This window comes from Candidatus Accumulibacter sp. ACC003 (assembly GCF_907163085.1).
In the GTDB taxonomy this organism is placed as follows: domain Bacteria; phylum Pseudomonadota; class Gammaproteobacteria; order Burkholderiales; family Rhodocyclaceae; genus Accumulibacter.
Genome location: NZ_CAJQTX010000004.1, coordinates 214,087 through 225,484, shown reverse-complemented (window position 1 = coordinate 225,484; position 11,398 = coordinate 214,087). Strand labels below are relative to the sequence as shown.

At 60.9% G+C, this 11,398-nt stretch carries 10 protein-coding genes; 7 read left to right on the top strand and 3 right to left on the bottom strand.

Annotation, left to right across the window (positions count from 1 at the left end; genetic code table 11):
• Window positions 1-2: 2 nt before the first annotated feature.
• Together QZ656_RS07975 and QZ656_RS07970 are read right to left on the bottom strand one after the other, a co-directional pair.
• Window positions 3-872, bottom strand: coding sequence for a putative selenate ABC transporter substrate-binding protein (locus QZ656_RS07975; protein ID WP_291992901.1), 870 nt, complete (start codon window positions 870-872; stop codon window positions 3-5).
• A gap of 73 nt (window positions 873-945) precedes the next feature.
• A complete protein-coding gene (locus tag QZ656_RS07970; RefSeq protein WP_291992900.1) occupies window positions 946-1,410 on the bottom strand; it encodes a hypothetical protein in 465 nt (154 codons plus the stop codon).
• 131 nt (window positions 1,411-1,541) lie between these two features.
• On the opposite strand from QZ656_RS07970, the gene QZ656_RS07965 reads away from it, so the two are divergent.
• From QZ656_RS07965 to QZ656_RS24070, 6 genes are all read left to right on the top strand, one after another.
• A complete protein-coding gene (locus QZ656_RS07965) occupies window positions 1,542-1,886 on the top strand; it encodes a hypothetical protein (RefSeq protein ID WP_291992899.1) in 345 nt (114 codons plus the stop codon).
• A 422-nt stretch (window positions 1,887-2,308) separates the two neighbouring features.
• The gene (locus QZ656_RS07960) at window positions 2,309-4,069 is read left to right on the top strand and encodes a vanadium-dependent haloperoxidase (RefSeq protein ID WP_291992898.1); all 1,761 of its coding nucleotides are present in this window, start codon (window positions 2,309-2,311) and stop codon (window positions 4,067-4,069) included.
• Between the two features lie 181 nt (window positions 4,070-4,250).
• Complete coding sequence (locus QZ656_RS07955; RefSeq protein ID WP_291992897.1) at window positions 4,251-5,855, top strand: hypothetical protein; 1,605 nt, start codon at window positions 4,251-4,253, stop codon at window positions 5,853-5,855.
• A gap of 96 nt (window positions 5,856-5,951) precedes the next feature.
• Window positions 5,952-8,516, top strand: coding sequence for a family 16 glycoside hydrolase (locus QZ656_RS07950; protein WP_291992896.1), 2,565 nt, complete (start codon window positions 5,952-5,954; stop codon window positions 8,514-8,516).
• Window positions 8,517-8,587: 71 nt separating this feature from the next.
• Window positions 8,588-9,550 (top strand): hypothetical protein, encoded by a 963-nt coding sequence (locus QZ656_RS07945; RefSeq protein WP_291992895.1) that lies wholly within the window; start codon window positions 8,588-8,590, stop codon window positions 9,548-9,550.
• A 137-nt stretch (window positions 9,551-9,687) separates the two neighbouring features.
• Entirely contained in the window at window positions 9,688-10,185 is a 498-nt protein-coding gene (locus QZ656_RS24070) for a DUF1499 domain-containing protein (RefSeq protein WP_366522126.1), read from the top strand.
• A 132-nt stretch (window positions 10,186-10,317) separates the two neighbouring features.
• Here QZ656_RS24070 and QZ656_RS07940 read toward each other — a convergent pair whose 3' ends face one another.
• Entirely contained in the window at window positions 10,318-10,746 is a 429-nt protein-coding gene (locus QZ656_RS07940) for a hypothetical protein (protein WP_291992894.1), read from the bottom strand.
• Window positions 10,747-10,797: 51 nt separating this feature from the next.
• Between QZ656_RS07940 and QZ656_RS07935 the strand changes: the two genes are divergently transcribed.
• On the top strand, window positions 10,798-11,298 hold the full coding sequence (locus QZ656_RS07935) for a DUF1499 domain-containing protein (RefSeq protein ID WP_291992893.1): 501 nt from the start codon (window positions 10,798-10,800) through the stop codon (window positions 11,296-11,298).
• The last annotated feature ends 100 nt before the right edge of the window (window positions 11,299-11,398 follow it).

The window sequence follows — 11,398 nt, the reverse complement described above, 5'->3', positions numbered from 1 at the left end:
CCTTACTTCAGCAAGCCGGCGGCCTTTGCCGCCTGCTCTATCCCCAGATAATTCTCTTTGCTCGTCGGGATGAACTTGCTGGCGCGTTGCAGTGCGAGAATCTCGGCGTGCTCGGGATTGGCCGCGTCGAGCTTCAGGAAAGCTGCCGCAATCTTCTTGATCAGCGCCGGGTCAAGATTGCCGCGCACCGTCCAGTTGTAATCGAAATAAGGCGGCGTCGTGGCGAAGACACGGACCTTGGCATCGACCTTTTTCTCCTCGACCAGCTTCTCCCATACCGACGCGTTGAGTACCCCGGCGTCGGCGCGGCCGGCGGCGACGAAAGCGACCGTCGCGTCGTGCGCACCCGAGAAAGCGACCTTCTTGAAATCGACATCGGGATCGATGCCGGCGGCCATCAGAAAGTAGCGCGGCATCAGATGACCCGAGGTCGACGACGGCGAGCCGAAGGCGAAGACTTTGCCCCTGGTATCGGCCAGAGTCTTGATGGTGGGGTCGGCGGTAATGAACTTCGAAGTAAAGCGCGCGTCCTGCTCACGCTGCACCAACGGTATCGCCGTGCCCTTGCTGCGAATGTTCGCCTGCACGAAGGTGAAGCCGCCAAGCCACGCCAGGTCGAGTTTGTCGCTGGCCAGCGCCTCGACGACCGCCGCGTAGTCCGAGACCGGCACGAAGGAAACCTTCATTCCCAGTTCCTTCTCGAGGTACTGGCCGAGCGGCGCGAACTTGCGCTGCAACTCGGTCGGCGCCTCGTCGGGAATTGCCGAAACGCGCAGAACGGCTTCGGCGGCGGCTGCCGGATGAAGAAAACTGATGGCCAGCGCGCAGACGAGCGCGCCGGTAAGCGCCAAACGGCGCGTGCAATGCAACATGACAACTCCCTATAGAGACCCGCCACGGCAGGGAGTCTGCCGCAGCTTGAACACGGCCCGCCAGGCGGCGCCGCTAACAAGAAAACACAAGCGGTACGCAGACCGCGGCGCGACTATAGCCGGGCGAAGGCGATCGAGCAAGGCGTCGGCCTACCAGCGTAGCGACGCGTGCGAGCGCGCGTCGGCCTGCGGCGCCGTCGGCAACGGCCGCTCGCGACGAGGCTTTGATGACTGGCATGGCGATCACGCGCGCTGCGACGACGATCACCAGCGCTGCTATGGCCATCATCAGAGCGGCTACGACGATCACGAGTTCTGCTATTGCCATCATCGGGGCGGCGACTACGATCACGAGTTCCGCTATTGCCATCATCAGCGCTGCGACGACGATCACGGGTTCTGCTATTGCCATCATCAGCGCTGCTACCACGATCACGAGTTCTGCTATTGCCATCAGCAACGCGGCGACGACGATGACGAGTTGTGCTACTGCCATCACGACGCCGGCAATTGCCGGGCCGGCAGCGGCGATCATCACGATTTTTTATGTGGCGAAAAAAATCTTGAAAACTCCCCCTCTCCCCACTAAAACTCATTGACTAGAAAACATTCGCATCGCAACCGCTTTCTCGTGTGGGGGGCCATATGGCAAGAATCTCGAATAGCCGCATGCAGGCGCACATTATCCAGGCCGACAGCGACGCGTTGGTCGCGCTCAAGACGATCACTGGCTACCAACCGGCCAACCCGGCCTACAGCCTGCCCGAGTTGATCAGCAAATACGACGCCATGCGCGTCGCACAGGAAACGCTGCTCAATACCCAGAACACCGTCGCCGCCGCCCGCGACGCACTCGTCAGCGCGCAGTGGACCTTCCACGACGTCGTCCTCGGCGCCAAAGACCAGATCATCGCCCAATACGGCCCCGACTCCGACCACGTCGCTGCACTGGGATTGAAAAAGAAATCCGAGCGGCGAACGCCGAAACGCGCCGCGAAGGTCGCCGCCCAGTAGCGCATCACAGACCCTGGCGCGGCCAGCGGCAACGCGCCGACGACGCACTGAAATTCCACCCGCAGGATATTGCTGTCCACTCGGCGGCATTTTCTTCGCCGCCCTGCTCCCGGAAAGATGCTCGTCTTCTGCGAGCGCCACCACTTCAACTCGATTCATTGAATAATCGGCGCCGCGATGAGCTCTGACTGGTGGCCGCAGGATTGGCATAGTTTCTCCACGCCGCCTACCGCCAGAACTTGATTTTCGCTTCGCCCCGCTTATTTTCTTCCCGTTGCCTGTTTCACGAAGACAAGTCACGAACTCGGGTTGCCGAGCAATAAAGCAGCCAATCCGCGCCGGCGTTTTTCGCCCAGCCTGGCATTTGCGGTGGCATTGAAGGGCGATAACGTTCACCACCATCATCACTCGGAGGTTTCGAAATGCCCAATCCTGCACCCAATCAAGACGAATCCATTGAGCACCAACTCGGTAAAGGCGCTGCAACAAAGCTTTACATCGGCAATTTTCACAAGACCTTGCCGCACAACGATTATGGCGAAGTCGTTGACAATATCAATACCAAGATCAATGCCTACAAGGAATTCAAGGACATCTGCCTGGCCGTCGCAAGGGGTGAGCCGACTGATTTCGAGGGCGTAGCGCGTGGCGATCCAGGTTCAGCCAAGTTCGTCAGCCCGATGTCCGGCGCATCGTCTGAAACACATGGCCCGGACCCGCAAGCGCTCGAAATGCCACCAGCACCCGGCATCCTGTCGACCAGCACCGCCGCCGAAATGCTTGAGTTGTACTGGATGGCTTTGTTGCGCGACCTGCCTCTCGCCGACTTCTCGAACGATACCTTGGTGGCGCAAGCGATTACCGAGATACGCGCCGCGTATCAGCAGGCCCTCAATGAAGACCAGGCCGCCGGTGCCATAAACCTCCACACCGATCTTCCCTCAGAAGGTGGCTCTGGTGAGGTGCTCGACATCCGCGCCGAGACGCTCTTTCGCTGCGGATTGAAGGGCGAAGAATTTGGTCCGCTGATCAGCCAGTTCTTCCTCCGCCCCATCCCATACGGCGTGCAAACCATCGATCCACGGCAAGTCCCGTATATCAGGAACAAGGACTTCCTCATTACGCACACCGACTGGCTGCGCGCCCAGAATACCGGACAAGACCAGCATGGTCGCGACTATGGAAAATGTAATTACTACGCTGATCAGCTGCCGCCAAAAAACGCCCGCTATTATCCGGCATCGCTAAAAAGGCGCTACATCTCGACGCTGCGCGACCTCGCGCGCTTCGTCAATCGCGACGCACTGCATCAAGCCTACTTCAACGCCGCCTTGTTCCTTGATGCCATCGGCGCGTCGGTCGATGCTGGCAATCCCTATGAGGGCTACACGCGCCAGGGCAAGTTCGCCACTCTCGGTGGGCCCGACTTGCTGGCGCTGGTCTCCGAAGTCGCCAGCCGCGCACTGAAAGTCGTATGGCGGCAGAAGTGGCTGGTCCATCGCCGAGCACGCCCGGAAGCCTATGGCGGTTTACTGCAGATGGAAAAGGTAGGGTACGCAGCGCCAGGGTCTGCCGCCGTAAAGCGCGACTACGGCCTGCCCGATCTGATCAAGACGTCAAGCGTTGCACAATTGATTTTCAGCAAGAATAACACCTACTTCCTGCCCATGGCTTTCTCGGCCGGTTCGCCGTCTCATCCCGCGTACGGAGCCGGTCACGCGACCGTCGCTGGCGCCTGTGTCACCGTACTCAAGGCGTGGTTCAAGGAAGACGAGTCGCTTGGCGACTTGATCGCAGAAGCAATGGCAGATGCGAGTTCCAAGGAACCTGTGGAAGCAGGGAGATTGCGGGGCCTTCTGCAACCCGGCCCATTTGAATCGAACGAGGTCGGAAAAGAGGGAGAAACGGACGCGATTTTTGGCGAACCCGGCGATTACTCAGGGGACCTAAGCGTTGGCGGTGAACTCAACAAGCTCGCCAGCAACGTGGCGATGGGACGCAGCATCGGTGGCGTCCATTGGCGGACCGACAATACCCGCAGCCTGCGTCTCGGCGAGCAGGTGGGAATCGAAATACTGCGCAAACGCACTTTGGAATACGCCGAGAGCGGTGCGTCCTTCACATTCACCGACTTCAACCGCCGCCTGGTTTTGATCAAGCATGGCAAGGTCACGCGCTCCTAGTGTGACGAAAAAATGGTGCTCGGGCGGGAGATCATTTCCCGCCTGCGCATGGACGTCGGACGCCCTCGTTCCTGCAGCCCTTTTTGAATAGCCGGCACGCGGCGATTGCCGGTCAAGCAATCTACCGACGAGACATTAGCGCTGAGTCATTTTCTAATTTGTGACGAAAACGGAGAAAATCATGCCACTAGACCTTGCCAGCAATACCGGACCGATTGCACTGGACGATCCGGATCTCGGTGATTTCCTTGCCGATCTACAGGGAAATATTCTCAACGGCCACGGCAGAGACCATGCGGTCCACATTTTCATTGCTTTCAAGCCCGGCAAATTGCTGGCGGTGAAAGAATGGATTTCAAGGTTTGCCGAGACCCTGATTACCTCGGCCAAAGACCAGTTGGACGGCGCCAAGGCACAAAAAGAGAGTGGGATCGATGCTGGTTTATTTGCGCACTTCGCGCTGTCGGCGTCTGGCTACGATTATCTGGGTGTAGCCAAAGCCAGCCAGCCGTACGGGGCAAATCCACAGGGGCGCCCATCGACACTGACCATCGGCGGCGATGAGCTGCCGTTTTATTCCGATAGCTTCCAGGCTGGGCTGAAGAGTCGCCGGGAGGCGCTTCTTGATCCGCCCGCCGAGCAATGGCAAGACGGCTTTGCTGGCGTTCTGGACGCGTTGATCATTCTTGCTGACGACAACCCGTCTGATTTGACGGCGGCTGAACTGGCTGTTCGGCAGCAACTGCACGATATCGCCACTATCGAGACCGTCGAGAGCGGCTTGACGCTGCGCCGGAAATTCGAAGCAACGGTCAATGCCACAGATATTCAGAAATCGTTCGGCAACGTCGTCGAGCATTTCGGCTACGCCGATGGCGTGAGCCAGCCGCTTTTCGTGCAGGACAAGGCGACGGAAAGCAGCGGCAAGTATTGGCCGCATGCTGGAGCGCCCTTGAACCTGGTGTTGGTCGCCGACCCCAATGGCCGCCCGGCGATAAGTTTTGGCAGTTTCCTGGTATTCAGAAAACTCGAACAGAACGTGCGCGGATTCAAGACCGCGGAGGCCAGGCTGGCCAAGGCGCTGGGTTTGCCGAGAGAACTCGCTGGAGCGCTCGCCGTCGGCCGCTACGAAGACGGCACGCCGGCAGTTCTACAACCGGGTGACGGTATCTGGGCGGAGTCTTCGAACCCGACGATTCCGAATGATTTCAATTATCACGGCGATCCTGACGGCCGCAAATGCCCTTTCCATGCGCATGTCCGCAAGAGCAATCCGCGACTGGAATCGGTCAAGGCCGGGGGAGTTCTGGCCCAGAATGACGAGGAAGAGCTCGGTCACCGCATTGCCCGTCGCGGGATTACCTACGGCGGTCCGTTGAGTACCTCTGAAGATCTGGATGAACTGCCGAGCAATGGTGTCGGGCTGTTGTTCATGTGCTATCAGTCCGACATCTGGGAACAGTTCGAATTTATCCAGAGATTCTGGTGCAACAATCCGCTGTTTCTCAAACCGGCCATTGACACTGTTGCGGGCCAACCCAGCCCACCCGCCGCGGCACGCACGGGGCTCGATGCCGTAATCGGGCAGAAGCAGGACAAGTTGCTTGATCCCCTGATCGGCGAAGCGGCGCAATCACCCCTGAACTGGCCCAGCGAATGGGGGAAAGCGACCGTCCAACCGAGCATCGCCAGCGAGGACCAGTTCGGCCAGTTTGTGACGCTCAAGGGCGGCGAGTATTTCTTCTCGCCATCACTCAGTTTCTTGCGGGGACTAGGCGCTTCCTGAGGCGGTTTCACCCTGTCCAGCGGCGTGCCGCGTCGCAGCGGCGCGGTTCGCTGCCGGCGTCTTCCCGACAGTTTTTCAGCAGAGAGGATTTTCACCATGCCTTTGATGAGCGAATCCACCACGTTCACAAGAGACGTCCTCGGACGTTACCACAACAATACCTGGGACGAGGCGACATCCAGCCCGGAGGGAATCGACGTCGTCGTCCTCGGCGCCGGCATGTACGGCGGCTACTGCGCCGCCAAGATCTACGACCTTACAGAACGCAAATTCGGCAACAAACTCAAAGCGCTACGCGTCCTCGTCCTGGAAGCGGGGCCATTTCTGATTCCGGAACATGCGCAGAACCTTCCGAATCTGGGGCTGAACGTCCCAGGCGGGACGGAGTACGTTGGCGCGGGTGCCAACCCCCAGGTTCGCGATGAAGTATGGGGGATCGGCTGGCGGAGCAACCAGAAGTTCGTCGGCCAGGCCTATTGTGTCGGCGGCAAGGGGGTGTTTTGGGGCGGCTGGTGCCCGCGCCTGCAGGCCAAGGATCTGCAGCAGTGGCCGGACGAGGTCAGCGCCTATTTGATGACCGTCAACGCCCGGGAGCCCGTCGGCTTGCGACCGATCGCGCACGATGACCCGGTGACCGGGACAGAGCTTTGTCGCGGCGAGCCACTCAGCGGCTACGAGACGATCGAATACGAGATCGGCGTCGTCCCCGCCGATGACTTCATCTTCGACCCGGTAGAGATTTGCGGCGAGGACGAGAAAAAGGTCGGCCTGAACAAGGCGCTGCGCTTCTTCCTCGATCAGAAAAAGGCGACGATCGACGCGCGGATCACGCAGGTCCTGCCGTCACCCATTGCCGTGCAAACGCAGTCGTTCATCTCGGGACTGTTCTCGCCGGACAAGTACTCCAGCGTGCCGGAGCTGACGGCGGCGATCCGTGAGGACCACGGCGACGGGCGCGAGAGCGACCTGCGCATCGCGCTGGTGCCCAACTGCCACGTCGTCCGCCTCGGCTTCAGGGCTGACAACGAGGCGCCGGAACGTGGGACGCGCGTCATCAACCGCATCGACGTTCGCGTCGGTAACGCCGACCGCAGCCTGTTCATCGCGCCGCATTGCCAAGTCGTCCTGGCGATGAGCGCCATCGAGTCGACGCGCTTGGCGCTGGAGTCGTTCTCGCTCGAGGGATCCGGCTTGCGGGCGCCCGGTGACGAGTTGATGGGGCGCAATTTCATGTTCCATCATCGCTTTGACATTTCCTTCGACGTCGATCGGGCGCAGTTTGCCAACTGGGTCAGGGTGCAGTGGCCCGGTTTCGAATTGGCTGAGGAACTGCAACTGGCGGCGTTGCACATTCAATGCGACGGGAAGTTCGGCAGGTATCAGTATCAGTTCTACGCAGCCACCAACGCGGACGGCCCAGACCGCAACCTGTACAAAATGGTCCCCGACCTGGGCATCCAGCAGCAGATCGCCGATGGTTTCCAGAGCGACAAGATCCGGATCGTGCTCCGTTCTTCGGGCGAGGTCTCTGGCGGTCGCGGCAGCCCGCTACGCGACGCAAACTTTGACTACATCGATCTCGCCGGGGCCAACGACAGCGATGGGGAGTTCGGCCACGCCAGGGCCTGGGTGCAGTTCAATCGCGGCGACCACACCAATGCCGAGATCTGGCAGGACATGCACGACACCGGCCACGCGATCGCCCGCTCGCTGGCGAGCGGGCGGGGACCAGATTACAGAATGGGGGATTTCACGCTCGGTACACTCAGCAAAACGCAGGGCGTCGGGACGACGTTCCACGATGCAGGCACCTTGTGGATGGGCGACGATCCCGACTCGTCGGTGACCGATGTCAACGGGCACTTTCATCACGTCAGCAACGCCTACTGTTGCGACCAGGCCTTGTTCCCGACCGTCGGCTCGGCCAATCCGGTACTCACCGGTGTCGCCCTGGCGCGCAAGGTCGCTGCCGACATCGTCGCGCGCCATGCCGGCTATACCGGCCCAATCGGCCTCAGCGGCCTGACAGCGCAGTCGCTGCTCGAGTCCGCCGGTTGGCGGCAAGCGCCGTACGCCGGCATGATCGTTCTCGACAGTGCCAACAACGGCCTACTGGCAACCAACCCGACCAAGGGCATCGGCCTGTACTACTTGCCGGTGACCTTCGGCAACTTTGAACTGGCCATCGAGTGGAAGGCCTTCCGCAGCTTTCAGGGGACCGACGCGATGGCGAACTCGGGGATCCTCTTGCGCACCCCCGACCCGAGCGCTGTGAATTTCGCCGATCAGGCGCAGTTCAACGCTTTCTACGAGGCGAGCACGGAAGTCCAGATCGACGAAACGGGCAAGCAATACTTCGCCGACACGGGGCGCTCGATTTTTGGCAACTCGCGCTATAAAACGGGCGCCTTGTACGGCACCGCCCCGGCCCAGCAGTGGGCTGCCAACGTCGCCTCGCCGGACGCGCCCGACCTCGGAAACCGTTACTGGAACACCTTTGAGATCAGCGCCCGCGGTCCCAGGATCCGCGTCGTGCTGAATGGCAAACTGGTCTGCGAAGCGGACCTACCGGCGGGCAAGCGAGCTAGCGGCTTCCTCGGACTGCAGTTTCACAGCGGCCGAGTGCAGTTCCGGAACCTCCGCATCAAGCCGCTTCCCTAGGCCACTCCGTCGGGCCACCTGGCCCGCATCACGATGTTTGTTGACAGCTTACTGAAGAAGGAGACGACACCATGGCTAATGCCACATACCCCGTTCTGCAACCGATGCGCATTCAGGTGCGGCAAAATTCACCCGCCGAGAAGCAGTACTACGCGCAAAGCGCGCTGCCCAAGGCTTGGCCGATGCCCAAGGCTATCGCCCCGGGAATCAGCCCCGCGCCGCTCGAAGACCTCATCTTTCACGGCGGCCGGGTGCTGCCGCAGATCGAATTCCAAAACGTCTATCTGGGCGACGCGACCTCGTGGAAGGCGAGCGACATTGATTCCATCGACCGCGCGATCGATCTCGCGATGCGCGACCGCAGCCTCAACAATGTGATGGTCCAGTATTTCCCCGGCGCCGCCATCAGCTGCGAGATGCGAGAATCGTTCATCCTCAACGAGGCGAAACCACAACAGCTCGACGAGGCGGACGTGCAGGCCATTGTCAAGGCTCTGTACGTCGATGGGCGTATTTCGCGAAACGACCTGCCGACGACCATCTTCAATCTGCTCCTGCCCGCTGGTAGTGTCCTGAAACTCGGCAATTCGTCCTCGACCAACGGCTTGGGCGGCTACCACGGGTCTCTGCACTTCAACGATCCGGCCGACGACAAGAAGAGGACGCTCTACTACTCGGCAAACGTTTACTCCGAAATCCGGCCGGACCACTCGGAAAATGGTATTGCCGTGTTCAACCGCCCGTGGAAGAACGTCGTTGCAACGCTTTACCATGAGATCAACGAGTTCCGCACCGACGCGGACGTGAACGACGCCATCGCCCACGGCACGAACGACTTTCTCGGCTGGACATCGCGCAGTGGGCGCGAGGTCGGAGACCAGCCGATCTTCGCGGCGTCCAGCCTCGATCTGGTATTTCAGGAGGTGCAGGTGGCGACGAGCAGCAAGCGCATCCCGGTGCAATTCATGTACTCCAACGCCGTCCATGGCGCCGAAGGGCCAATCGCCGAGCCGCACGCCTTATCATTTTCATGACGGGGTGTCGTACGCTCGCCACTCCCTGGCATTGTGGCGAGCGGGCTTTTGGTCGCCGCCGCCGCGCGCGGCGGCAAGACGTGATTTGCTCATGGTCATGATCCATTGCGGCAAAGCCGTAGCTCGTCGGTGACTCATTGTCGGCAGCCCTTGCGAGCGAAGGCGCCGCAAATACCCTCACCGACAATCTTGCCAAAGCCATTGCGCCGGTCTGCGGCAAACGGTCAGGGCGTTTCACGCCTCTTGTCAGGCGCATTCCACATTCCACATTCCGCATTCCGCGCTCGAGCCAGCAGCGACCGTCGTCGAAAGGCACGCCGACTATCCTTACGACAAGTGACACGTCACCGCTGCTGAAATTCGTAGACGACGTCGATTTCTGGTTTGACCCGACGACCGGCGTCACCCAGCTGCGGTCGGCGTCGGCGGCGCGCGGCGCAACCGGCCTCCCCCTCCAAGATTGTGCGGTCCAGCCGGGCCGTTCGCGGTACAGGGTGGTCAGCAGTTCGATGGTCTGTGCGCGCATGCAGGGGAAACGGCCGCTGTTGCCACCCCGTCCCTTCCTGAGCTTGGCCAATCGGCTGTTGGCAGTGCCCGGTACGAGCAGCGCTCCAGTGTCGACTTGCCGAAGCTGAACTCGAGGCCCGCGAGGGGACCTCGCTTGCTTGACGGCGAGCGCGGTCAAGGCGGCCTGTAGTTCGTCGGCAACCGCTGCTGCGACCAGCAAGAGGCCGATTATAGAGCAGCGCAGACCTGGCGATCGTGTTTCAGTGGATCGACAAAACGGGACTCAGGAAGGTCTCCCGGGGTGCTGGCGCCGACGGCGCTCCAAGCACGAGCGAAGGCAACAAAGCCGCGCTCAGGCTGACTATCAGCACTTTCAGCGAGCGATCAGCGACCCTCAGGCAAAAGTCGATCGGCGTGACGATGAGCGGCGGCAGGAAGATCGGCAGCCGTGGCGATGCGTCTTCGCTGCTTCCAGCAAAGCACCCGCGCAAGCTGGCAGGGAATCGATCGCTGCAAATATCTTGCCAAAAAGTGCCCGCGGCGCGGATGAATCGTGTGGTTTTCCACAACTCAGCTTGACGAACTCGGAGAAAATCGACGGATCGGACCTGTTGATCCTGTCGCAAGAAAGCAGCTTGACGCCAGGCGACAGTGGCTGCTGGCGCTTGCCTGGCTGGCTTATTGGTCAATCGCTGGCAAGACCTTCACAAGCGGGGGATGGCGTGCTCATGAAGCTGGTCATGAAGCTTTTGCAGTGGCTCCTCATCGGCCTCGCGGCGGTCAGCGCGCTGGCGGTGCTCGTCGGCCAGCTCGGACTGCTCCAGGGCACGCGCCCCGACGACCTCGGCGTCCATGATGGCCGGCTCAAGCCGCCTTCGGCAACGCCCAACAGTGTCAGCAGCCAGGCGCTGCTTTGGTCAAAGCATAAGCAGCAGCACGAACAGGCGCAGCTTGCGCAGATTGCGCCGCTGCCGGTGCACGGCGATGGCCTGGCCAGCATCGCCAGGCTGCAAGTCCTGCTGCAAGCCGACCCGGCAGTGACCGTCGTCGAAAGCCGCAGCAACTATCTTTATGCGCAGTACACGTCGCCGCTGATGAAATTCGTAGACGACGTCGAGTTCTGGTACGACGCAAGGAACGGTGTCATCCAGGTGCGCTCGGCATCGCGTCTCGGACGCAACGACTTCGGCGCCAATCGCCGGCGCATTGAGGCGCTACGCGAGCAGCTCGCGGCGTCGTGAGGGCTGCGCGCCGCCGAGCAAACGCAGACACGAGCGCGGCCGTCTGACGGAGGGTTGGCTGGCGAACTGGAAAAAGACTGGGGCAGATCCCGATCCGCTT